The sequence below is a fragment of the Mycobacterium sp. SMC-4 genome (assembly GCF_025263265.1).
In the GTDB taxonomy this organism is placed as follows: domain Bacteria; phylum Actinomycetota; class Actinomycetes; order Mycobacteriales; family Mycobacteriaceae; genus Mycobacterium.
This window is the reverse complement of sequence record NZ_CP079869.1, coordinates 1,046,310-1,069,559: the sequence shown is the minus strand read 5'-3', so window position 1 is coordinate 1,069,559 and position 23,250 is coordinate 1,046,310. Positions and strand designations below refer to the sequence as shown.

The following is a 23,250-nucleotide window of genomic DNA, read 5'->3' as shown; positions in this document are numbered from 1 at the left end:
GAACGAGGTCTTTGCACCCATGGCAGCAGTGAGCTTCTCCCAGGTCACCAAGTCCTACGGCACCGCGACGGTGGTGTCGGGACTTAACCTGGACCTCGACGACGGCAGCATCACGGTGCTCGTGGGCCCCTCCGGATGCGGCAAGACGACATCGCTGCGGATGCTGGCCGGCCTGGAGGCGGTCACCTCCGGAACCATCAGCATCGGCGGACGCGACGTCACCCGGCTGGAGCCCAAAGAGCGTGACATCGCGATGGTCTTCCAGAACTACGCGCTCTACCCGCACCTGACGGTGCGAGAGAACATCGCGTTCCCGTTGCGCGCCAAACGCATTCCCCGCGCACAAGCCTTGAGCCGGGCCGACGACATCGCCGAATCACTGGGGCTGGGTCACCTGCTTGCGCGCAAACCCAAGGATCTGTCCGGCGGGCAGCAGCAGCGTGTGGCGATCGGGCGGGCCATCATCCGGGAGCCCGCAGTGTTCCTGTTCGACGAGCCGCTGAGCAACCTCGATGCCAAATTGCGGGTGGAGACGCGCACCGAACTGCTGCGGTTGCAGCGCCGCCTCGGCATCACCTCGCTGTATGTCACCCACGATCAGGAGGAAGCGATGACGCTGTCGGACCGCATCGTGGTGATGCGCGACGGCGCCATCGCACAGGCCGGCCCGCCCGAGCAGGTCTACCGCAGTCCTGCAGACACATTCGTCGCGACGTTCGTCGGGAGCCCGAAGATGAACCTGGTCGACGGCGTCGTGACCGCCGGCGAACTGCGTACCGGGTCGGACCTGCGGATCGCCATCGGTGGTCCGGACGCGGCTGCGGTCACCGTCGGCATCCGCCCCGACGACCTGGAGCTGACGGCTGATCCCGGCGGATCAGCCACCGTCGAACTCGTCGAACTCCTCGGCCCCCGTGCGATCGTCACCGTGCGGGCCGGCGAGCGCCGCCTCACCAGCGTTGTCGGTGTCGTGGCACTGTCGTCGATCCCCGTCGGCACCGCCGTGCGACTGGCCGCCACACCCGATGCGGTGCATCGCTTCAGCGTCTCCACCGGCGAACGCCTGGCTTGATCGCTCAGGGCGCCCAAGCATCCCAGAAGGCCACCGCCCGGCGCTCGATCTCGGCAGCGCACTCGCCGTTGATCGCGTGAGAAGCCTCGGGGTAGATGTGAATTTCGCTGTGTGGCAGTAGTTCCTGAGCACACCGTGCCGCGCGCTCGGCGTCCAGCATGACGCTGCGGCCACCGAGAAAAGCCAGCACCGGCATCGACAACGCGCGCAGTTGGTCGTTGGTGATTCTCGTCGGGGGCGGTAGTCGCAGGGTGAAGTCGGTCATCGCGGCGTCGATCAACCGGGCCTCGGGTGCCGCCTGCTCGAGATCGGCGCCGCCGGACAGCCAGCTCAGGAACCACCGTCGGATCGGTTGGGGCACGCCGGGCAGCACCAGCACCGCCGACAGCGCCAGTGTGCGCAACGGGATCGGCCCGAAGGTGTTCACCGGCTCGAGCAGCACCAGCGAGGCGACCCGGTCCCCGAACCGGGCCGCGAAATTGGCCGCGGCCCATCCGCCGATGGACACACCCATCAGGTGTGCGCGGTCGAGCTCGAGTCCGCCGAGGGTGTCGGCGAGCCACTGCGCCTGATCCTGGGCGCCGGTGATCGGGCGCGTCTGCACGCTCAGGCCCGCCTCTCCGAGGAGGTCCACGCTGTACACCCGACGTCGCGCAGTCAAGCCGGCGAGGTTGGCCCGCCACATCGGCGTGGCCGCGTTACGCCCGGGCAGCAGCACCACCGGTGTCGAATCATGGTGTGCACCAAACTGATAGGTGCGCACCCGACCGAAGGAGGTCGAGACGTCGGCTTCGGCGTCAACGGTCGGCAGCTCGGCCATGCCGGCGCGGTAGGCACGCAGGTAGTGCTCGCGCCGGCCAGTGACGAACTGTCCGACCTTGCTCGCCACTACTCGACGGTGACCGATTTCGCGAGATTGCGCGGCTTGTCGACGTCGTACCCGCGGGCCTGGGCCACCCCGGCGGCGAAGAACTGCAGCGGGATGGTCGACAGCAGCGGCTGGAACAGCGTTGACACCGCCGGGATTTCGATCAGATGGTCGGCGTAGGGGCGCACAGTGTCGTCGCCCTCCTCGGCGATGACGATGGTCACCGCCCCGCGGGCCTGGATCTCGCGGATGTTGCTCAACAGCTTCGCGTGCAGCATTGCGGCGTTCTTCGGCGAAGGCATCACCACGATCACCGGCAGATCGTCCTCGATCAGTGCGATCGGTCCGTGCTTGAGTTCACCGGCGGCGAAGCCCTCGGCGTGCATGTAGGCCAACTCTTTGAGCTTGAGCGCCCCCTCCAGCGCCACCGGGTAGCCGACGTGGCGTCCGAGGAACAGCACGGTCTGCGACCCGGCGAAGCGCTGCGCCAACTCCGACACCGAATCGGCGGCGGCGATGACCCGGGCGATCAGATCCGGCATGGCTTCCAGATCGTGGTATTCGCGGGCCACCTCGTCGGGGTATTTGGTGCCCCGGGCCTGCGCCAGCGCCAGTCCGACCAGGTAGTTGGCGGCAATCTGGGCCAGGAACGTCTTGGTCGAGGCGACACCGACCTCCGGGCCGGCGCGGGTGTAGAGCACCGCGTCGCACTCGCGCGGAATCTGACTGCCGTTGGTGTTGCAGACGGCGAGCACCTTGGCCTTCTGCTCCTTGGCGTGGCGCACCGCCTCCAGCGTGTCGGCGGTCTCGCCGGACTGCGAGATCGCCACGACCAGCGTGTGACTGTCCAGAACCGGGTCGCGGTAACGGAATTCGCTGGCCAGCTCGACCTCGACCGGCAGCCGGGTCCAATGCTCGATCGCATACTTGGCCAGCAGTCCGGAGTGATACGCGGTGCCGCAGGCCACCACGAAGACCTTGTCGATCTCGCGCAGCTCCTGATCCGACAGGCGCTGCTCGTCGAGCACGATGCGGTTGTCGGCGAAGTGCCCGAGCAGGGTGTCCGACACCGCGGCGGGCTGCTCGGCGATCTCCTTGAGCATGAAGTACTCGTAGCCGCCCTTCTCGGCGGCCGAGGTGTCCCAGTCGATGTGGAAGGTTCGGTAGTCACGTCCCGGCACGGCGATGTTGCCGTCGAAGTCGCTGATCCGGTACCCGTCGGCGGTCACCACCACGGCCTGGTTCTGGCCCAGCTCGACGGCGTCGCGGGTGTGCTCGATGAACGCGGCGACGTCGGAGCCGACGAACATCTCACCGTCGCCGACGCCGAGCACCAGCGGGGTACTGCGCCGGGCGGCAACGATGGTGCCCGGCTGGTCGGCGTGGGCGAATACCAGGGTGAAATGGCCCTCGAGGCGACGCAGCACGGCCAGCACCGCGGCGCCGAAATCGCCGGCGTGCTCACCGCCGGCGTATTCGCGGGCCACCAGGTGCACCGCGACCTCGGTGTCGGTGTCGCTGGCGAACTCCACACCGGCGGTCTCAAGTTCGGCGCGCAGCGCCGCGAAGTTCTCGATGATGCCGTTGTGCACCACCGCCACCTTGCCGTCGACGTCGCGGTGCGGGTGGGCGTTGCGATCGGTAGGGCGACCGTGGGTGGCCCAGCGAGTGTGACCCAGGCCGGCCGAGCCGGTCAGACTGCCGGCCCCGGCCTCGGCGATGGCCTCTTCCAAGTTGGCCAGCCGACCCGCCCGGCGACGGACGGTCAGGCCACCGTGGCCGTCGAGCAGCGCAACGCCGGCCGAGTCGTAACCTCGGTACTCCATGCGGCGCAGCGCGTTGACGACAATGTCGCAGGCACCTCGGTGCCCGACGTAGCCGACGATTCCGCACATAGCCTCCCAGGGTACGGCAGGATGACTTTTCCGCCCGGTGGGTTACGGTCTTCGGGTGGCCCGCTTGAAGAAGCTCTATTCGGCGTTGACGCGCCGCGGCCCGCACCGCGTTCTGCGCGGTGACCTGGCCTTCGCCGGTGTTCCCGGTGTGGTCTACACCCCGGCCGAGGGCAAGAATCTGCCCGGCGTGGCCTTCGCTCACGATTGGGTCACATCCGCAGACCGCTACCACGACACACTCGACCATCTGGCGTCGTGGGGAATCGTGGCCGCGGCCCCGAACACCGAGACCGGGCTGGCGCCCTCGGTGCTGAATCTGGCCTACGACCTGGGCACCGTCCTGGACGTCATCACCGGGGTGCGACTGGGGACCGGCGACATCAGCGTGCACCCCGGCAAGCTCGGTGTCGCCGGACACGGTTTCGGCGCCTCGGCGGCGGTGTTCGCCGCAGCCGGGATGCCCGACCGGATCGCCGCGGTTTTCGCGGCGTATCCCTCGGTCAGCAGCCCGGCAGCGGTGCAACCCGCCGCGTCGCTGACTGTTCCCGGGGTGATCCTGGCCGACCCCGGTGACCCGATGTCGTTGCGCTCCAACGCCGTGCAGCTCGCGCGGGTGTGGAAGACCGCGACGTTGCGTGCCACCCGCAAGCTGGAGGCCGGTGGGCTGGTCGAGGGCCGGCGGCTGGCGACCGTGGTGGGCCTGCCCGGCGCCGACAAGAAGACCCAGCGCACGGTGCGTGCCCTGCTCAGCGGCTACCTGCGCTTCATGCTCGCCGGCGACAAAACCTACCGCGACTTCGCCGACGCGGACATCGACTTGCCCAACACGACGGCGCTGGACCCGTTCTCCGACGACCCGGTCGACCTGGAGAACAAAGTCGTGGCGCTGCTCAAGCCCTGACCTGGGACCCCCTCTCCCAACCAACCGGTTGGCGGTATACCTTGTCCCCATGCGGACGGGCATCTTCCTCGGGTATGCGGGCGGCTTCCTGGAAGCCGTCGACGAAGTCGTCGAACTCGAGAAGGTCGGCGTGGACCTCGCGCTGGTGGCCGAGGCGTATTCCTACGACGCGATCAGCCAACTCGGCTTCCTGGCAGCGCGCACGTCGCGCATCGAGCTCGGCACCGGTGTGGTGCCGATCTACACCCGCACCCCGGCGCTGATGGCGATGACAGCCGCCGGGCTGGACTACGTCTGCGGCGGCAGGTTCCGGCTCGGATTGGGCACCTCCGGCCCCCAGGTGATCGAGGGCTTCCACGGTGTCGGGTTCGACGCACCGCTGGGACGCACCCGTGAAGTGGTCGAGATCTGTCGGCAGGTGTGGCGTCGCGAGCGCTTGACCTACCCGGGCAAGTACTACCAGCTACCACTGCCGGCCGAGCGCGGAACCGGATTGGGCAAGCCGCTGAAACTGATCAATCACCCTGTCCGCGAACAGATTCCGATCACCATCGCGGCGCTGGGGCCCAAGAACGTCGAGCTGACCGCCGAGATCGCCCAGGGCTGGCAGCCGGTCTTCTTCTACCCCGAGAAGGCCGGCGAGGTCTGGGGGGACGCGCTGCGCTCCGGAGCGTCCCGGCGCGACCCGGCGCTGGGACCGCTGGACGTGATGGTCAGCGCGAGCCTGGCCATCGGCGATGACGTCGACGATCGATTGGCCTGGGCGAAACCGCAATTGGCGCTCTACATCGGCGGCATGGGTGCGCGCGGCCGCAACTTCTACCATTCGCTGGCCACTCGCTACGGCTTCGGCGAGGTGGCCGACCACATCCAGGACCTGTACCTGGCGGGCAAGAAGGCCGAAGCGATCGACGCGGTCCCCGACGATCTGGTCCGGCGGGTGTCGCTGGTCGGCCCGGCGTCCTACGTCAAGGAGCGGATCGCGGCCTTCGCCGAGGCCGGGGTCACGACGCTGCTGGTGCATCCCCTGTCCACCGAGCGGCGCGAGACCGTGGAGTTCGTCGAGCAGCTGCACAATCTGCTGCCGTAGTCGTCAGGCCTGCATGCCGCCGGTGAGGATGGCGGCCAGTTCGCGGTAGGCGGCGGCGTCGTCGAGCCCGGTGTTCTGCTGTACCACCCGCTGCTGGATGCGCACCATCGCCGTCGCCGCGAGGTCGGCGGCGAACGCGGCGTGCACGTCACGGAAGTCTCCTGCCGCAACACCTTCGGCAATCAGCTCCTGCACCCGGCGCGCGGCGATGCCGGTGTTGTGCTCGTAGGTCTGCCGGGCCGGCGCGAACGCGTCGAGGTCGATCATGAACTGATCCGAGGCGCGGTCCAGTGCGGCGCCGACCGCGGTGAGATAGGCGGTGATGCGGTCGCGGGCACCGTCGACCTCGGCGACCCGACCCTCCACCTCGTCGGCAGCGGCGCGGAAGAAGTGCACGGTGGCTGCCTGGACGAGCTGCTCCTTGCTGGCGGCCAGGGTGTACAACGTCGATTTCGAACACCGCAACCGGGCTGCGATGTCATCGAGGGTCAGGTGGGCGAATCCCTCGGCCAGGAACAGTTCGACCAGCGCGTCGAACAGTTCGGTGCGACGACGGGTGGCGAACGCAGCAGTCCGGACCATGACCAGATAGTACTGAAGGTGGTCCTGTAGTACTGTCCGAAGTATGGCCGTCGACCGTCTGCTCCCCACCGACGAAGCCCACGAACTCGTCACGCTCGCCCGCGACATCTCCGACAAGGTGCTCGATCCGATCGTCGACCGGCACGAGAAAGACGAGACCTACCCCGACGGCGTGTTCGCCACCCTCGGCGAGGCAGGGCTGCTGTCCCTGCCCTACCCCGAGGAATGGGGCGGTGGCGGACAGCCCTACGAGGTGTATCTGCAGGTGCTCGAGGAGATCGCGGCGCGCTGGGCCGCGGTGGCGGTCGCGGTGAGCGTGCACAGTCTGTCCTGTCACCCGTTGATGATGTTCGGCACCGAGGATCAACGCAGCCGGTGGCTGCCCGACATGCTCGGCGGCGCCACCATCGGCGCCTACAGCCTCTCCGAGCCGCAGGCCGGCTCCGACGCCGCAGCACTGGCCTGCAAGGCCGTACCCGCCGACGGCGGCTACCGGATCACCGGGGCGAAGGCGTGGATCACCCACGGCGGAATCGCCGACTTCTACAACCTGTTCGCCCGCACCGGTGAAGGCTCGCAAGGAATCTCGTGCTTTCTGGTCCCCGGCCAGACGGCCGGCCTGACCTTCGGAAAGCCCGAGGAGAAAATGGGGCTGCACGCGGTGCCGACCACCGCCGCGCATTACGACGACGCGTTCGTCGACGCCGAGCGCCGCCTCGGCGCCGAAGGCCAGGGTCTGCAGATCGCGTTCAGCGCGCTCGATTCCGGGCGCCTGGGCATTGCCGCAGTGGCGGTCGGACTGGCTCAAGCTGCCCTCGACGAGGCAGTGGCCTACAGCGGTGAGCGAACCACGTTCGGCCGCAAGATCATCGACCACCAGGGGCTGGCATTCCTGCTGGCCGACATGGCCGCCGCGGTCGACTCCGCGCGAGCCACCTATCTCGATGCCGCCCGCCGCCGCGACGCGGGGATGGACTACTCACGGCATGCCTCGGTGGCCAAGCTGACCGCCACTGATGCGGCGATGAAGGTGACCACCGACGCGGTGCAGGTGCTCGGCGGCGCCGGCTACACCCGCGACTACCGCGTGGAGCGCTACATGCGGGAAGCCAAGATCATGCAGATCTTCGAGGGCACCAACCAGATTCAACGGTTGGTGATCAGCCGCCACCTGGCTCCTTAGCGGTCCCACGCTCGTCTGGCGACTCGCCGACCTGTGGCACTTCGCCTACGGCGATCGCGCACGGCGACTCCTGCGCGGGCAACGGTTCGACCGGCGGGGCGGGCAAAGGTTCGACCGGCGGGGGCGGTGGGGTGATCACCGGCGCTGCGGTCGATTCCTCGACCGGTGGCGGGCAGTCGTCGGCAGGCAGGTCAGCCTCGACCGGCGCGTCCTCGCCCGATTCGCCCTCGTCACCGAGGCCGGTCCCGTCTTCGGTGTCGGTCTCCTCGCTGTCGGTGTCGCCTTCGTCCTCGCTGGGGCTGTCCCCTTCGTCGTCCGTGTCGAAGTCGTCGAGCCCGCTGTCATCGAACGCCGACGGTTCGATCTCCGGCGACTCGAAGCCGGCGGCGCCACCGCCCAGCAAGCCCCGCAGCATCTCAGAGAACTGCTGCCCGAGACCCCCGAAACCCCCGAGACCACCCGGGCCGGCGCCGCCCAGGTCCGCAGGTGACCCGAACGCACCCGGCGGCCCCAACGCAGCGGCCGGAGCAGGCGGTGCAGCGACCGGCGCGGGGGCTGTAGGCGACGGTTCAGCGGCTGCGGGCGACGTCGCGGGGGCCGGCATGCCGGCGGGGGGTACGGCCGGAGCGCTCCACGACGACGGGGCCGTCGGTGCTGCCGACACGGCGGTCGGCGCACAGGATGTCGGCGGGCACCCGTCAGCACATTCGGCGGCGGCGGGCCCGGGGTGCACCGGCCCCAACCCTGCCGGGACGGCGAACTCAGGCAACGACTCCAAGGCCACCTGCGCGGCGGCGTCCCGGTAGGCCTCGGACACCCCCGCCAGCGTGTCGGTCATGACCGACAGCCAGTCGGCGCCGACAGCGCTGTGCACGAACGGTTTCACCGCCAGGTCGACCAGTTCGCTGGCGGCAGCCCGGTCACCGGCACCCGAGGACAGCGTCGCCGCGGCTGCCAGCCAGTCCGAACGCTCTGCCGCGGTACGGCCTTCGATCTCGACCACAGCATCGGCCTTTGCGTCGACCAGTCGCCACAACCGGTCCGCAGTGTCGGTCAGCATGTCGGCGGCGGTGCGCACAACCGACGCGACCGCTGCCGATATCTGATCGTGGCGGCGCAGGAAATCCTGGCATGCCTGCGCACCCGGACCGACCCAGGCCGACAACAGCGCGCCGGCCTGGCGGTGCTGCACGGCCAGCGCCTCTTGGCAGGCCGCGGCTGCGGTGTGGAATGCGGTGCCGTCGCGGTCGAGCATCGCGAGGTCCATCCCGAACTCACTGTCGTACCAGTCGCGGAGCTGTCCGGCATGCAAGGTCAGGTCCGGATGGCTGTACCCGACCTGACGACAGGCCCAGACGTACTCCTGCAGGTTGTGCAGTGCGGGCTGAGCATCGCCCAATCTGGCAGTGACGTCGCGGTTCTCGACCATCTAGCCCACCTGCCTTCCGGTGCGGATGTCGGCGTCGCGGTAGCGATCGGCACACGCGTGCAACTCTGCGGCGATCTCCGACGCTGCCCGTGACCACTGCCGCAGGGCCGTTGCCACCGTCTCGAGCGCGCTGCGCAGCGCATCACCGTGAGCGACGTAGGCCCGGCCGGCGGTGGCACCGTCAAAACTCAACGCGCTGAGATGGTTTCGCACAGCGGCATCGATCAGCGACGATGCGGCCTCGTACTCGCGCGCCGCCGCGCGCATTGCCGCGAGATCGACATGCACCGCGCCGGATGTCCCCATACCTGGTTGGACGTCGCGACGGCCGTGCCGGTTCCCGTGTTGTTCAGCCTTCTGCGCTGACGGATTCGGCGACGCGTACGGCCATCTGCCGGGCGGTGTCTTCGTCGGCGGCCTCGACCATCACCCGCACCACCTGTTCGGTGCCGGAGGGCCGCAACAGGATCCGGCCGGTGTCCCCGAGTTCGGCCTCGACGGCGGCCACCGCGTCGCGTACCGACGGCGCGTCGGCGACAGTGGCTTTGTCGGCGACCTCGACGTTGATGAGAACCTGCGGAAGGGTCTGCATCGGGGCGGCCAGGTCGGCCAGCGGTCGCCGGGTCTGGGCCATCCGGGCCATCAGACGCAGGCCGGTGACGATTCCGTCGCCGGTGGTGCCGAAGCCGGGCAGCACGATGTGCCCGGACTGCTCGCCGCCCAGCGCGAAGTTGCCGGCGCGAAGCTCTTCGAGCACGTAGCGATCACCCACGCCGGTGGTACGCACCTCGATGCCGGCGCCGCGCATCGCCAGGTGCAGGCCCATGTTGCTCATCACCGTCGCGACCAGGGTGTCGGAGACCAATTCTCCGGACTCCCGCATCGCCAGCGCGAGCACCACCATGATGGCGTCGCCGTCGATGACGCGTCCGTGCGCGTCGACGGCCAGGCAGCGATCGGCGTCACCGTCATGGGCCAGGCCCAGGTCGGCGCCATAGGAGACCACCGCGGCGCGCAGCGCATCCATATGGGTGGAACCGCATCCGGCGTTGATGTTGAGGCCGTTGGGTTCGGCGTGAATCGGGATCACGTTGGCACCGGCGGCGCGATAGGCGCGCGGTGCCGCCTCGAAGGCGGCGCCATGGGCGCAGTCGACAACCACGGTCAACGCGTCCAGCCGGGTGGTGGCGGCCTTGCCGACGTGGCGCAGATAACGATCCAGCGCGTCCTCGGCAGCCACGACCCGGCCGATGCCTGCACCGGTCGGGCGGAGACCGGGACCCTGGTGGACCAGTTCCTCGATCCGGTCCTCGGTGTCGTCGTCGAGCTTGTGCCCGCCGGGACCGAAGATCTTGATGCCGTTGTCGGGCATCGGGTTGTGCGATGCCGAGATCATCACGCCGAAGTCGGCGTCATAAGCATGGGTGAGATAGGCAACCGCGGGGGTGGGAAGCACGCCGACGCGCAGTGCGTCGACGCCCTCGCTGGTCACCCCGGCGAGCACGGCGGCCTCCAGCATCTCTCCGCTGGCGCGCGGATCACGCCCGATCACCGCGACGCGCCGGTGGGAGTTACCGGCCCTTCTGAGGCGCTGGGCCGCCGCGGTACCCAACGCCATCGCCAACTCGGCGGTCAGGTCCTGGTTGGCGACCCCGCGCACCCCGTCGGTGCCGAACAGTCGAGCCATCCTGACAACTTCTCACACCTTCGGGCGGCAGACCTAACCGGACATCAACCCTGTCGTGCCGTCGCCGGATCGATACGCGGGCGTGATGTCGGCTAACCCTCGGTATTGAATGCCTCGCCGGCCTCACCCTCGCCGGGCACCGCCGGCCGGGCTTCGGCACTCTCATCCTGACCGGTGATCGACGGGGCCTCCGACTCCTCTGACTCTGCTGCGGGGGCGTCGGTCGCCTCTCGGACCGTGTTCTGGATGATCAGCACGTCGCCCTGGGCGGTGCCGGTGCACACGGTCTGCGCCACACCCTCGGCGTCGACCGTCTGAGCCAGCGCGGTGATCTCGGCGGGGTCGCCGCCGCAGACCTCAGCGACGGCGGATGCCGCGGTCTCCGGTGATACACCGTCGTGGGCCACCGCCTCCCCGACCAGCACGGTCACCAGGCCGTCGCCCGCGGTCGGCGGCGGCTCGGGCTGGGCGTGGGCCACCGCGAGGCCGGTGGCGAACAACAGTCCACCGACTGCGGTCCCCGCGGCGGCGCCCCTGAGCAACGTGGTCAACTCAGCCATGATCGGCTCCTTCCTCCAGCTCTGTGCGGCTCTCTGGGGCCACGAGTACCCACCACACCCGAAAACGACTCACCGCCCGCACCCCCTGGGGGCACGGGCGGTGAGCGCGATCAACTATCCGGTGGTACCGGGCGAGGTGGTCTCGTCCTCGGCGGTGCCCTCGGTGCCGTCGGTGCCTGACGGCTGCTCGGCTTCGGCGGTGTTGGCGGTCGGGGCCAGGGTCAAGTCGCCGCCGGGCAGACCCACGCACACGGTCTGGGCGACGTTCTCACTGGTCACCTGTTGGGCCAGCGCGCTGACGTCCTCGGGCGCGGTGCCGCACAGGGCACCGGCGGTCACCGCCGCGGTGTCCGACGGTACGCCCTGCAGGATCGTCACGTCGCCGACGGCGATGTCGACCGAGCCTTCCGGGGCGGGAACGGTCGGCTGTGCACCGGCCATCCCGAGACCAGCGGTGAACAGCAGACCTCCACCGAGGATGGCGCCTGCTGCAGCGTTCTTCGCGAGGTTGTTGTGCACGCTCATATGTTGCTCCTTTTCAGTCGCGAAGCCCCGGCCCGGAACAGGCGAGATGACTGACTCGCATCGGGGGCAGGCGGCCTGCCGACGCCACGATGGACGCCCGGGCTTCGAATCCCAGGCTGACCGTGCCGGCGCGGCGAATTCAACCACCGAGCCCGCCCTGGGCTGCAAGCATCGAGCACCGCTCATTAGCTTTCCTGAGTGTCGTCCCTGCGCACGGCCGGGTCCGGAGTAACCATGCCGGCCGAACATCGGCGGTGTGCGACGAGTCACACGAGGCCGACAACGGCCGGAAACGCCGAACGCCCGGCCATCCGCGGGTGCGGAGGCCGGGCGTCATGCGGTGCGACCGTAGGTCAGCGCTTGCTGTACTGAGGCGCCTTGCGGGCCTTCTTCAGTCCGTACTTCTTACGCTCGATGGCACGCGGGTCGCGGGTCAGGAACCCGGCCTTCTTCAGCGCAGGCCGGTCTTCGGGCTGCACCAGGATCAGCGCGCGCGCGATCGCCAACCGCAGTGCGCCGGCCTGACCCGAAGGGCCGCCACCGTCGAGGTGGGCGTAGATGTCGAACTGTTCGAGCCGGTCCACGGTCACCAGCGGGGCCTTGATCAGCTGCTGGTGCACCTTGTTGGGGAAGTAGTTCTCCAAGGTGCGGCCGTCGAGGTTGAACTGTCCGGTACCGGGCACCAGGCGCACCCGCACGACGGCCTCCTTGCGGCGGCCGACGGTCTGAATCGGGCGGTCGATCAGGACCGGCTCGCGGGATTCGGCCTCATAGACCACGTCGGTCTGCTCGGTCTCGACAGCCGCGGTGTCGGTGTCGACATCGGCGACGTTGGCTTCAGTCACTGGGCCACCTGCTTGATCTCGTACGGAACCGGCTGCTGAGCGGTGTGCGGGTGCTCCGCACCGGCATAGACCCGCAGCTTCTTCTGCATCTGCCGGCCCAGCTTGTTCTTGGGCAGCATGCCGATGATGGCCTTCTCGACCACCCGATCGGGGTGCTTGTCCATCAGCTCGCCAATGGTGCGCTTGCGCAGGCCGCCGGGATACCCCGAGTGGCGGTAGGCGAACTTCTTCTGCAGCTTGTCGCCACCGATGGCGACCTTGTCTGCGTTGATGACGATGACGAAGTCACCGCCGTCGACATTGGGCGTGAATGTCGGCTTGTGCTTGCCGCGCAGCAGGGTGGCAGCTGCTACGGCGAGCCGGCCGAGCACCACGTCGGCGGCGTCGATGACATACCACGAACGTGTGGTGTCACCCGCCTTCGGCGTGTACGTAGGCACAGCGCATACCTCTCATATCTCTGGGGTGTATCCCGGTGACCCGGGTGCCGGTCAGGCGTGTGCATCGACACAATTGCCTCGGCGACCGACGGGGACCCGAGGCGACCGGCCCGAGGGCCAGCACACGCCAACGAGCGAGCTTACCTACATGCGTCGCCGCAGGTCAAAACGTCCTCCGCGGACGCACGACGGACCTCGGGGCCGCCGCTACGCCAGGCCGACCCTGTGTTGTGCGTCACTGGATGTTCGCGCACACTGGGGACCATCGACGAGCTCCGACGAACTCCGCGCCAACGCCGGTCCCGGGACACCGTGGACACGCTGCTGGAAGCGGCTGCCCAGGTGTTCTCCCGGGAGGGGATGACCGCGACCACCAACCGCATCGCCGCCCGGGCCGGACTCTCGATCGGGACGCTCTACCAATACTTCCCCGACAAGTTTGCGCTGCTGCGGGCGGTGGCCGCACGGCACGTCCGCGACGCCGACCACAGGATCACCGAAGTGTTCGGCCGACTGCGCGAGGACGCCCCGCCGTTCGATGCGACGATGCGCGCGCTGCTGGAGGCGGTCGTCGACATGCACCGCGACCGCCCCCGACTGCATGCGCTGCTGCACCGCATGGTGCCCGTGCACCCTGATCAGCTCGCGCAGGTGCAGGCGCTGGAGGACCGGCTCTGCGACGAGGTGGCCTTTCACCTCAAACGGTGTGACCGCGGCGGCGGTGACCCAGAGCTGACCGCACGCACGGTGGTGCACACCATCGACGCGCAACTGCACCGCGTCATGACCCGGCACGGCTTCGACGTCGACGCGCTGATGCGGACGGTCAGTCAGCTGGCGCCGCCACCCGATTGAGCAGAATGCGCATCGCGTCGCGCAGTTGCGTCAGCCCGGGCTCCTCGATCGGGAAGTGGCCGCAGTTCTCCAGCATCACCAGCTCGGTCGGTGCTGAAATGCGTTGCAGGAAGCGGATGCTGACCTCAGGCGGGGTCCAGGCATCGGCAGCGGGAGCGACCAGGGTGACCGGCGGGCCGGAGTAGTTCTGCGGGCGGGTGTGCTCGAAGACCGTGAAGCTGGACAGAAATCCCAATGGCACGCTGACACCGCCGCCGCGCGGGTCCTCGGCGCACAGCCGGGACAGCCGAGGGTCGGTGCTCATCTGCGACATCTTGACCATCCAGCGGATGGGGATGCGCACGCGGCCGAGGACGGGGTCCACCATCTTGAGCACCGTCGGCGCCGGCCGGCCCAACCACGCGTACCGAGTGGCCGCGGACCGCGCGGTCGGATCGGACATGTCGAGCAGACACGTCGCTGCTACCGCCGCGGCCTGCCCGGTTCGCGCTGCCACTTCGTAGGCCAGCATGCCGCCCATGCTTGCGCCGAACAGGATCAGCGGACGGGGGTCGTCAGCACGCTCGGCGCCGACGAGCTCGCACAACAACTCGACCCAGTCGTCGTAGCGCACCCCGGCCGGGTCGGTGACCTCGGTGTCGCCGTAGAGCGGCAGATCCGGTGCCAGCACGTCCGCGCCCTCACCGGCGGCAATCGCGGCGAACGGCCACAGTGCGCCGCTGTATCCGCCGCCGCCGTGGATCACCATCACCCGGGCGGCGGCGTCGGGCACCTCGGCGCGGGCCACGTGGATGCGGTTCCCGCGCCAGGGCCACCACGTCGAGACCGGGGCGGTGAGGTCGCGGGTGTATCCGGTCGGCAGGAACGCTGCATAATCGCTGATGTTCACGAATCCATCCTCGAACCAGCGAGCGCAGTGGACAACTCGCGTTCACCCGTACTGTCACCCCTGGTCGAACCCGGCGCCGACGGTGTCGCTCAGGTTTGCGACACCGGGACTGCGCGGCCCCGGGGCCGGCTCACCTGCGGTGCGGGCCGAGCTGCTGACTCAGATCCGCGCGGCAAGCCGGGTGGCCTGGTCGATGGCGCGCTTGGCATCCAACTCGGCCGCCGCATCGGCACCGCCGACCAGGTGGACCCTTGGTTGTGCGCCCAACTGGGCGTGCAGCTCCCGCCGCGGTACCTGGCCCGCGCAGATGACCACGTCGTCGACGTCCAACAGCCGGTCCTTCCCACCGACGCTGATGTGCACGCCGTCGTCGTCGATGCGCTGGTAACGCACCCCGCTGATCAGATGAACCCCACGCGCCCGCAATGAAGCCCGGTGCACCCAGCCGGTGGTCTTGCCCAGCCGTGCCCCGATGCGCGAAGAACTGCGCTGCAACAGATACACCTCCCGAGCGGGGTCGTCACGACGTGCGGCGGTGAGCCCGCCAGCGCAGGTCTCCGGATCCCCGACGCCCCACTCGCGCAGCCAGTCCTCCAGCGGCTGGGGTCGGTGACCCGAGTAGGTCAGCAGTTCAGCGACGTCCACGCCGATCCCGCCGGCGCCGATCACGGCAACTCGGGCGCCGGGTGTCACCTTGCCGGTGATGACGTCGGCGTAACGGTGCACGTGAGGCCGGTCGATGCCGGCGATATCGGGAATCCGGGGCCAGACACCGGTGGCCAGGACGATCTCGTCGTAGTGGGCATCGGCCAGCTCGGCGGCGGCAGGCTGGTGGCTCAGGTGCACCCTGACGCCGGTGACCTCGAGCTGGCGGTTGAAGTAGCGGATGGTCTCGCCGAACTCTTCCTTGCCCGGGATTCGCCGGGCCAGCTGGAATTGTCCGCCGATGACATCGGCCGCCTCGAACAGGTCGACGGTGTGCCCCCGCTCGGCCGCAGTGGTCGCTGCGGCCAGTCCCGCCGGCCCGGCACCGACGACTGCGATGCGCTTGACCGCGCGGGTCGCCACGATCAGCAGATCCGTCTCGTGTGCGGCGCGGGGGTTGACCAGGCAGGTGGCCCTCTTGCGCGCAAAGCTGTGGTCCAGGCAGGCCTGGTTACAGGCGATACAGGTGTTGATCTCATCGGCGCGGGCTTGCCGCGCTTTGACCAGCCAGTGCGGGTCGGCCAGAAACGGACGCGCCATCGAGACCAGGTCGGCGTCCCCGCGGGCCAGTATCGCCTCGGCAACCTGCGGCATGTTGATGCGATTGGAGGCAACCACCGGGATCTGGACATGCCGGCGCAGCTTGGCCGTCACCTGGCTGAACGCAGCCCGCGGAACGGATGTCACGATCGTGGGCACCCGGGATTCGTGCCAGCCGATCCCGGTGCTGATCATCGTTGCGCCGGCGTCCTCCACCTCCCCGGCCAGCGCCGTCACGTCACCGAACCGCTGACCACCCTCGACAAGGTCGAGCACCGACATCCGGTAGATCACCAGGAAGTCCTCGCCGACGGCCTCCCGTACTCGACGAACGATCTCGACGGCGAAGCGACGCCGGTTGCCCGGCGACCCACCCCACTGGTCGGTTCGGCGGTTGGTCCGCGGGGCCAGGAACTGGTTGATCAGATAACCCTCTGAACCCATGATCTCCACACCGTCATAGCCGCCGCTACGGGCCAGCTCGGCCGAGCGGACGAAATCGTCTATTGTGCGGCCTATTTCACGATGGGTCATGGCACGGGCAGGAAACAAGCTGACCGGCGACCTACCGGCTGACGCGCTGACGGCCAGCGGGTGGTACGCGTAGCGGCCGGCGTGCAACACCTGCAGCGCGATACGTCCACCGGCATCGTGGACGGCTTCGGTGACCATGCGGTGGCGGTGAGCCTCCCGAACCGTAGAAAGCTTGCCCGCCAACGGCAGTAACCACCCGGTACGGTTGGGAGCAATCCCACCTGTGATGATCAACGCCACCCCGCCTGCTGCGCGCTGCGCGTAGAACTCGGCGAGTGCGGACACGTCGCCGGGCCGATCCTCCAAACCCAGGTGCATCGAGCCCATGACGACGCGGTTCGGCAACGTCACCCAACCCAAATCCAACGGGGAGAACAGGTGTGGGTACAGATGGGTCATCGAGCGAGGACCCGCTGATACGTGGCGCCCTGCGTGGGCTCGGCGGTCAACGGTCGACGAAAACGGCTGGGCAGGCCCATCGTTCCCCCTTCTTCGTTCGGCGTGTTGGCATCCCGCCTCATTTCCTACATCAATGTATCATTTTCCTTCGTGGTTGCAGGAAAGAGAACGCGGCGCAATCGCGCGCCACATCTGGGCCCGGAACGGCGACTGCCCCAGGTGCTGGACGCCGCCAAAGCGATCGCGCTCCAGCGCGGCATCCCGGCGGTGACCATCGGCGCGATCGCAGAACATCTGGGGGTGACCCGGCCGGTGGTGTACGCCTGCTTTCCGGACCGGATCGAGTTGATCAAGGCACTGCTGGCCCGCGAGGAACACGCGCTGCTCACCAGCGTTCTCGACGCCTACCCGACACCCGGACATCTCCGGACTCACGACGCGTTCGTGCGGGGCATGCAGGCACTGCTTCGTGCGGTGGCTGCCCAACCCGACACCTGGCGCACGCTGTACTGCTGCCATCCCGGTCCCGATGTCGCCGATCTCTTCGGGCGCGGGCGGCGGCGCGTCGCCGCCCAGTTCGCGCAATTGATCGAACCGGATCTGGACCGGTGGCAGACCGACGACGTCGAGCGCAAGCTTCCGGTACTTGTGGACTTGTTCGTGTCGATGGGCGAAGCGGCCGTGCGCCGACTGCTCGCAGCAGACAACTCCTACACAGCCGACGAATTGGGTGAACTCGTCGGCAAGGCCGCCTACCGCGCGATTCGGCACGCGTGAACCGACCATGAACCGAAACCGATTCCACGTCGACTCGCCGCCACACCGGTACTGCGCGGCCCCGGCCGGCTCCCCTCCGGTCCGGGGCCGCGCAGAGTCTGGTGGGGGCGCCTGGTGGGTGTGCGGTCAGATACCCCAGGCCCGGGCGGCGCTGCGATCGGTGGCGGCCACATCGTCGGCACCGTCGCGCACCGCGTTGCCGAGGTTGACCAGGATCTCGTTCAAGGCGGCGGCAGCCTGCTCCCAACGGGCCTGCTCGATCCGGTAGGCCTCGGCAGCCTCGCGGGTCCAGCTGGCCTGCAGCGGCGCAATCTGGGCCCGCAGATCGTCGAGGGCAGCGTTGAACCGGGCCGACGTGGCGTGGATCTCCCGGCGGACGGTGTATTCGATCTCGCCGAAGTCGTAGGACAGCATCGTATCCATCCGAGTCCCCTACAACCCGGCCGCGACGGAACCGATGCGCTGGGAATGGCTTTCGCCGACCTCACGCAGCATGCGCTCGTTGTCCCGAATGGTCTCGGCAATACGGGCAAGAGCCGCATGCAGTTTCACCGATTCACCATTCCAGCGTTCGACGACCTCGCGGAACCGCGCGGCCGCCACACCGCCCCACACCGAAGCGGGCACGCTGTTCATCGCGGCGATGAAGGACCCGAGCATGGCCCGAAGCTCCTCGTTGCGGGCGTCGGTCTGGCCGGCGACGGCAGCCATCAGGTCCAGATCGGTGGTCAGTGCCGCCGCTCCGGACGGCGGGGGCATGACGGGTGTCGACATCGGCAGGTCCTTTCGGGTTATCGCGAACGATCTGTACTTAGGACGCCGTCTCAGCCCAGTCGGTTCCAGTCAATTCGCCTGATGAGCCGATTCGACTGCCCGTGTGCAGATCTCGGCCAGCTCAGCGACTCGATCCGGGCTGCTCTGGCAACCGACGGCGATGCTGGTGGTCCCTTCGACCAGCACAGCCCAGCGGGTGTGGCTGTGGGCACGCACCTCGCGGTAGGTCACCGCATCCCGCGCTCCGACACGGCCGTCGGGATCGAAGTCGACGAACACCCCCGGCGGCTCGGCGTCGATGGCCGCGCGCAACGAGTCCGCCAATTCCGCCGGCGCCACGGCCTCGCCGAGAGACGACTGAGTGAAGTGCACGGCGGCAGACCCCGACGGGTCGGCGATCCGCACCCGCGCCGATCCCGGTCCCGCGGTGACGCGCTGTACGGTCCAGTGCGCGGGCACACGCACGCCGACGCGGCCCTCGGTCACGACGGTCGACCCGTCGCGCGGCACCGGGGTGGCCGGCGTGTGCATCGCCCACCCCGCGGCAGTGGCAGCGACGATGACGATGGCAGCCCTGCCGGCTCCGCGCCTGCGGTCACGATCGGGCCCTGCCTGGGGTGCCCGATCCTCTTCGGAGGCGGTGTCGGAAAACTGTTGTCTACCGGCATAACCGACCTGCAGACCGGCTGCGCGCAGCTGTGCCACCTGGTCTGCGCCCAGGGGTGTCACGCCCGCGGGGACGTCGATCAGCACCCGGCCCACGCCGCCCAGATGCGCCGTGAGATCCGCCGCCCGGCGGTCGAGCACCACCGGTTCAGCGTGCGCCGAGGCCACCAGCAGCACCTCCTCGGCTACCTCGATCACCACCGCATCGGTGCCCTTGGTCAGCAGCGCCGCCCGCGAGTACACGCGGAAGTGGTGCACAGCGCGGTGCGCGGCCGCGGTGACGACAGCGCTGCGGTGTGCCGACCACCACGTCGGCAGCACCAGGACCACCGCACCGGCATGGTCACCAACGGCGGCGTCGAGCACATCGCACCACATCTCGACGGTCGGCACCGGCCGCTCGTCCAGCAAGCCGAGTTCGTCGTCGATCGCCTCGACGGCGCCGACGACCCAGTCCGGGAGCCGATGGCGTGAACCCCGAACGGTGTTGGGCCCGATCTCGACCACAGCCGCGGTCACGGTGGATCGACCCAGCCCAGCTGGATGAGTTCGGTACCGCGGCCCCGCACCGACAGCGTCGCGCGGCCGGGCGGCAGCGGGCCCGCCCGGACCCCGCCGAACACCCCGCCGTCGTCCAGATCGGCGCTCATCATCAGGCCGCTACATCCCATGTCGCGCAGCCGCGCCAGCACCGGGTCGAACATGGCGCGCGCGGCGCCGCCCGACCGACGGGCCACGATCACGTGCAGCCCCAGGTCCTTAGCGTGCGGCAGCAGATCGGCCAGCGGAGTCAACGGATTTCCGGTCGCGCCGGCCACCAGGTCATAGTCGTCGACGATGAGGTAGATCTCCGGGCCTTCCCACCATGAACGGCTCCGCAGCTGCTGCTGGGTGACGCGTTCGTCGGGGAGCCGGGCGGTCAGCTGCTCCTGCAGTGCGGCCATGCGGCCCAGCAGCGCGACCGGCGAGACCGAGTATCCGCCCAGATGTCCGGTCTCGACGACGCCGAGCAGCGATCGGCGGTAGTCGACGATGTCGAGTTGAAGCTGCGCGGCGGTGTGGGTGTCGGCCAGCTCGGTGCACAACATCCGCAGTACCGCCGTCTTACCGCACTCCGAATCACCGAGCACCAGGAGATGGGGATGCTCGCGCAGGTCGAGGCGGACGGGCGCCAGGTCGCCCTCCCCCACTCCGAGCACCACCTCGCCGGGACTCGACGGCCCGCCGATCGCGCGCAGGTCGACCCGCTCCGGGAGCAGTTCGACCGGCGGTGCCGCCGGGGTTCCCGGGGTGTATCGGGGGGTCACGCCGTCGGGCACGGCGACGGCGAGCTCGTGTCCGGTGCGCGTCAGTCCGCGCCCGGCCGGCATTGCGGCGAGTTCGCGGGCACGCCGACGATCCATCTCCGATTCTGCCGGATCACCCAGCCGCAGTTCGATTCTGCTGCCGACCTGGTCTTTGAGCGCCGGCCGCAGATCGGCCCACCGGGACGCGGCGAGCATCACGTGGATTCCGTAGGACAGCCCCCCGACAGCCAGCGCGGTGATGGCGGCATCGAGGCCGTCGAACTCCTGGCGCGCGCTGGACCAGCCGTCGATCACCAGGAACACCTCAGGGTCGGCACGGGGGCCGGTCGCCGTTGGGCCGTCGGCCCGATACGCCTTCTCCCGCGATCGCAGGATCGACTCGACGGTCGCGACGGTCCGGCGACACAGTTCGGTGTCGCCACGCCCGGCCACCGATCCGACGTGCGGCAAATCGCCCAGTCTGCCCAGGGCGCCGCCACCGAAGTCCAGGCAGTAGAACTGAACCTGTGAGGCTTCGTGGGTGGCTGCCAGCGCACAGATGACGGTGCGCAGTGTGGTCGACTTGCCCGACTGCGCTGCCCCGATGATCGCGACATTGCCTGCTGAGCCCGATAATTCGAGCACCAGCGGCTCATAACGCTGTTCGAAGGGACAGTCGATCACCCCGATCGGTACCCGCAGGTGTGACGCCGCGCCCAGCAGGGCGTCCAGCTGTGGCGATCGGCGCAGCGGCGGCAACCACACCGGATGTGCGGCCGGACCGGTCTCGGCAAACCGGGCCAGCACCGCATCAAGCAGTGGGGTGCGCCGCGCGATGGTCGTCGCCACCGGTGCGGGCGCACCGGTGAACAGCGCCACCGCGGGACGTGGGTCGTCGTCAACCGAACGCGCCGGGACGCTGTGGTGGCCGGAGACGAACGCCGTCTGCACCCGCGTCATCGTCGCGTCGGTCGTCTTGAGGTATGCCGCGCCGGGTTGTGCCGGCAAGTGGTAGGCATCCGGGACACCCAGCACGGCCCGGGAGTCGCCGGCCGAGAACGTCTTCAGGCAGATCCGGTAGGAAAGGTGGGTCTCCAGTCCCCGCAGCCGGCCTTCGTCGAGACGCTGGCTGGCCAGCAGCAGATGAATGCCCAGCGAGCGTCCCAGCCGGCCGATCGCGACGAACAGGTCAGCGAAATCCGGGTGTTGACTCAGTAATTCGGAGAACTCATCGACGACGACGAACAGTGCCGGCAGCGGCACCAGGTCGCGGCGTTGGGACCGGGCAGCGCGGTAACCGGCGATATCGGTGAGGTTGCCGGCGGCGCGCAGCAGTTCCTGACGACGGGTGACCTCGCCGGACAGCGCGTCGCGCATCCGGGCGACCAGCGGTGCCGCGTCGACCAGATTGGTGATCACCGCCGCGACGTGTCGGGCCCGTTCGAATCCGAGAAAGGTCGCACCGCCTTTGAAATCGACCAGGACCAGGTTGAGATCTTCGGGCGAGTGCGCGGCGATCATGCCCAGCGTCAGCGTGCGCAGGAACTCCGACTTGCCAGAGCCCGTGGCGCCCACACACAGCCCGTGCGGCCCCATGCCCCCGGCCGCTGCCTCTTTGATGTCCAGCGTGACGACACTGCCGTCGTCAGCCACACCGATCGGGACCCGCAGCAGATCCCGGGGGTGGCGGTCATCCCGCAACCGGTCGACCTCGACGGTCTCCAGGTCGACGATCCCGTTCAGCGACAACCAGTCTCCAGCCGTGGGTGCGGTGCCGAGCCGAAAGGTGCCGGAGCACACCAGGCGGCGTGCACATGCCGTTGCGTCGACCTCGTTCATCGCGTCGGCTGTGACGCTCACCGCGAGTCCATCGGCGAGGACCGCCACCGGATTCGTCGATGGGTCATCGGTGATGGTCACGACGGTGAGCGCGTCGTCGATGGGCGGGCTCTGCGCGCCATCCACGATCATCACACGTTGTGCGTTCGGCGAATCATGGTGGTGAGGGAGCCATTTCAGCCATTCCCAGGCTGGCCGTTCGCTGCGGCCCGCCCACACCGCGAAGCTCACCGTGTCGGGGTGGTGGCCGGTGGCGAGCTGGCAGATCACCGCGCGCACCAGCCCGCGGCACTGGTCGACGGCTCCGCTGACCCGGATCTCCCCGGTGGTGCGCAGGTCGAGGGTGACCGGGACATCGGAGATGACCGCATAGGACTGCACCAGGCGACGTACCGCACCGGTCGTGACCGGGTCGGCGACCTCCTCGGCCGGCAGGTTCGGCAGGACCACCTGCGTCGCGGCTGCGCATTTTCCGAGTCCCAGCCGCACCCGGCCGACGTCGCCGCCGGTGACCGCACGCCGGTCGCCCTGGGTTGTCCACAGTGCGGCCGGGTCGGGGTGACGCAGATGCAGACCACGGTGTTGCTCGTCAGCTGCTGCCATCAGTGTCTGCTCGACGCCGGCCAGGTAGCGCAGGTACTCGGCACGCCGCCGGTTGAGTTCTCCACCGCGGCCGCCGGCACGGACACCGTAGACCAGCGATCCGAGTACCGAGAACACCATCATCGCCGGGAAAAACAACCCCATCGGTTGCCGGGTGCCGCCTGAACTGAAATACCACGCACCCATCCCAAGCATCGCGACGAGCATCACGACGGGCATCAGTTTGGCCATCGCGGCCATCGGCGCCGGCTCGGGCACGTCCGGTGGAGCGTCGAGAGTGATCCGTGTTGTGGTGGCAGGTTCCAT

Annotated in this window: 22 protein-coding genes; 6 read left to right on the top strand and 16 right to left on the bottom strand. The window is 68.9% G+C overall.

What is annotated here, in order from left to right; all coding sequences use genetic code 11:
• Nucleotides 1-19: 19 nt before the first annotated feature.
• The gene (locus KXD98_RS05160) at nt 20-1,072 is read left to right on the top strand and encodes an ABC transporter ATP-binding protein (RefSeq protein WP_260762183.1); all 1,053 of its coding nucleotides are present in this window, start codon (nt 20-22) and stop codon (nt 1,070-1,072) included.
• Nucleotides 1,073-1,076: 4 nt separating this feature from the next.
• Here the strand turns inward: KXD98_RS05160 and KXD98_RS05155 are convergent, their stop codons facing one another.
• Complete coding sequence (locus tag KXD98_RS05155) at nt 1,077-1,961, bottom strand: alpha/beta fold hydrolase (protein ID WP_260762182.1); 885 nt, start codon at nt 1,959-1,961, stop codon at nt 1,077-1,079.
• Entirely contained in the window at nt 1,961-3,835 is a 1,875-nt protein-coding gene (gene glmS / locus KXD98_RS05150) for a glutamine--fructose-6-phosphate transaminase (isomerizing) (protein ID WP_260762181.1), read from the bottom strand. The genes KXD98_RS05155 and glmS overlap by 1 nt, the downstream gene beginning before the upstream one ends.
• Before the next feature lie 55 nt (nt 3,836-3,890).
• Between glmS and KXD98_RS05145 the strand changes: the two genes are divergently transcribed.
• Complete coding sequence (locus tag KXD98_RS05145; RefSeq protein WP_260762180.1) at nt 3,891-4,736, top strand: dienelactone hydrolase family protein; 846 nt, start codon at nt 3,891-3,893, stop codon at nt 4,734-4,736.
• Between the two features lie 49 nt (nt 4,737-4,785).
• Nucleotides 4,786-5,826 carry an LLM class F420-dependent oxidoreductase gene (locus KXD98_RS05140; RefSeq protein ID WP_260762179.1) on the top strand — a complete coding sequence of 347 codons (1,041 nt, stop codon included), beginning with the start codon at nt 4,786-4,788 and terminating at the stop codon, nt 5,824-5,826.
• 3 nt (nt 5,827-5,829) lie between these two features.
• Here KXD98_RS05140 and KXD98_RS05135 read toward each other — a convergent pair whose 3' ends face one another.
• Nucleotides 5,830-6,408, bottom strand: a complete 579-nt coding sequence (locus tag KXD98_RS05135) for a TetR/AcrR family transcriptional regulator (RefSeq protein ID WP_260762178.1) — start codon at nt 6,406-6,408, stop codon at nt 5,830-5,832.
• 43 nt (nt 6,409-6,451) lie between these two features.
• Between KXD98_RS05135 and KXD98_RS05130 the strand changes: the two genes are divergently transcribed.
• Complete coding sequence (locus tag KXD98_RS05130; protein WP_260762177.1) at nt 6,452-7,591, top strand: acyl-CoA dehydrogenase family protein; 1,140 nt, start codon at nt 6,452-6,454, stop codon at nt 7,589-7,591.
• On the opposite strand, the gene KXD98_RS05125 is transcribed toward KXD98_RS05130, so the two are convergent.
• From KXD98_RS05125 to rplM, 7 genes are all read right to left on the bottom strand, one after another.
• Complete coding sequence (locus tag KXD98_RS05125) at nt 7,569-9,020, bottom strand: hypothetical protein (protein WP_260762176.1); 1,452 nt, start codon at nt 9,018-9,020, stop codon at nt 7,569-7,571. The two genes, KXD98_RS05130 and KXD98_RS05125, sit on opposite strands and share 23 nt — an antisense overlap.
• Entirely contained in the window at nt 9,021-9,326 is a 306-nt protein-coding gene (locus tag KXD98_RS05120; RefSeq protein WP_260762175.1) for an ESX-1 secretion-associated protein, read from the bottom strand.
• 43 nt (nt 9,327-9,369) lie between these two features.
• Entirely contained in the window at nt 9,370-10,707 is a 1,338-nt protein-coding gene (glmM, locus tag KXD98_RS05115; RefSeq protein ID WP_260762174.1) for a phosphoglucosamine mutase, read from the bottom strand.
• A gap of 92 nt (nt 10,708-10,799) precedes the next feature.
• A complete protein-coding gene (locus KXD98_RS05110; protein ID WP_260762173.1) occupies nt 10,800-11,267 on the bottom strand; it encodes a hypothetical protein in 468 nt (155 codons plus the stop codon).
• A 114-nt stretch (nt 11,268-11,381) separates the two neighbouring features.
• Nucleotides 11,382-11,792 carry a hypothetical protein gene (locus KXD98_RS05105; protein WP_260762172.1) on the bottom strand — a complete coding sequence of 137 codons (411 nt, stop codon included), beginning with the start codon at nt 11,790-11,792 and terminating at the stop codon, nt 11,382-11,384.
• Nucleotides 11,793-12,145: 353 nt separating this feature from the next.
• Complete coding sequence (rpsI, locus tag KXD98_RS05100; RefSeq protein WP_260764997.1) at nt 12,146-12,571, bottom strand: 30S ribosomal protein S9; 426 nt, start codon at nt 12,569-12,571, stop codon at nt 12,146-12,148.
• Between the two features lie 62 nt (nt 12,572-12,633).
• A complete protein-coding gene (gene rplM / locus KXD98_RS05095; protein WP_260762171.1) occupies nt 12,634-13,077 on the bottom strand; it encodes a 50S ribosomal protein L13 in 444 nt (147 codons plus the stop codon).
• A gap of 312 nt (nt 13,078-13,389) precedes the next feature.
• On the opposite strand from rplM, the gene KXD98_RS05090 reads away from it, so the two are divergent.
• Complete coding sequence (locus tag KXD98_RS05090) at nt 13,390-13,932, top strand: TetR/AcrR family transcriptional regulator (protein ID WP_260762170.1); 543 nt, start codon at nt 13,390-13,392, stop codon at nt 13,930-13,932.
• On the opposite strand, the gene KXD98_RS05085 is transcribed toward KXD98_RS05090, so the two are convergent.
• Together KXD98_RS05085 and KXD98_RS05080 are read right to left on the bottom strand one after the other, a co-directional pair.
• Complete coding sequence (locus tag KXD98_RS05085; protein WP_260762169.1) at nt 13,904-14,821, bottom strand: alpha/beta hydrolase; 918 nt, start codon at nt 14,819-14,821, stop codon at nt 13,904-13,906. The genes KXD98_RS05090 and KXD98_RS05085 overlap by 29 nt on opposite strands.
• A 159-nt stretch (nt 14,822-14,980) precedes the next feature.
• Nucleotides 14,981-16,999, bottom strand: coding sequence for an NADPH-dependent 2,4-dienoyl-CoA reductase (locus KXD98_RS05080; protein ID WP_260762168.1), 2,019 nt, complete (start codon nt 16,997-16,999; stop codon nt 14,981-14,983).
• 150 nt (nt 17,000-17,149) lie between these two features.
• Here KXD98_RS05080 and KXD98_RS05075 point away from each other — a divergent pair, with 150 nt between their 5' ends.
• Nucleotides 17,150-17,776, top strand: a complete 627-nt coding sequence (locus KXD98_RS05075; RefSeq protein WP_260762167.1) for a TetR/AcrR family transcriptional regulator — start codon at nt 17,150-17,152, stop codon at nt 17,774-17,776.
• A gap of 126 nt (nt 17,777-17,902) precedes the next feature.
• On the opposite strand, the gene KXD98_RS05070 is transcribed toward KXD98_RS05075, so the two are convergent.
• From KXD98_RS05070 to eccCb, 4 genes are all read right to left on the bottom strand, one after another.
• On the bottom strand, nt 17,903-18,199 hold the full coding sequence (locus tag KXD98_RS05070) for a WXG100 family type VII secretion target (protein ID WP_260762166.1): 297 nt from the start codon (nt 18,197-18,199) through the stop codon (nt 17,903-17,905).
• Nucleotides 18,200-18,208: 9 nt separating this feature from the next.
• The gene (locus tag KXD98_RS05065; protein WP_260764996.1) at nt 18,209-18,535 is read right to left on the bottom strand and encodes a WXG100 family type VII secretion target; all 327 of its coding nucleotides are present in this window, start codon (nt 18,533-18,535) and stop codon (nt 18,209-18,211) included.
• An 84-nt stretch (nt 18,536-18,619) separates the two neighbouring features.
• Complete coding sequence (locus KXD98_RS05060) at nt 18,620-19,735, bottom strand: type VII secretion-associated protein (RefSeq protein WP_260762165.1); 1,116 nt, start codon at nt 19,733-19,735, stop codon at nt 18,620-18,622.
• On the bottom strand, nt 19,732-23,250 hold the full coding sequence (gene eccCb / locus KXD98_RS05055; protein ID WP_260762164.1) for a type VII secretion protein EccCb: 3,519 nt from the start codon (nt 23,248-23,250) through the stop codon (nt 19,732-19,734). The genes KXD98_RS05060 and eccCb overlap by 4 nt, the downstream gene beginning before the upstream one ends.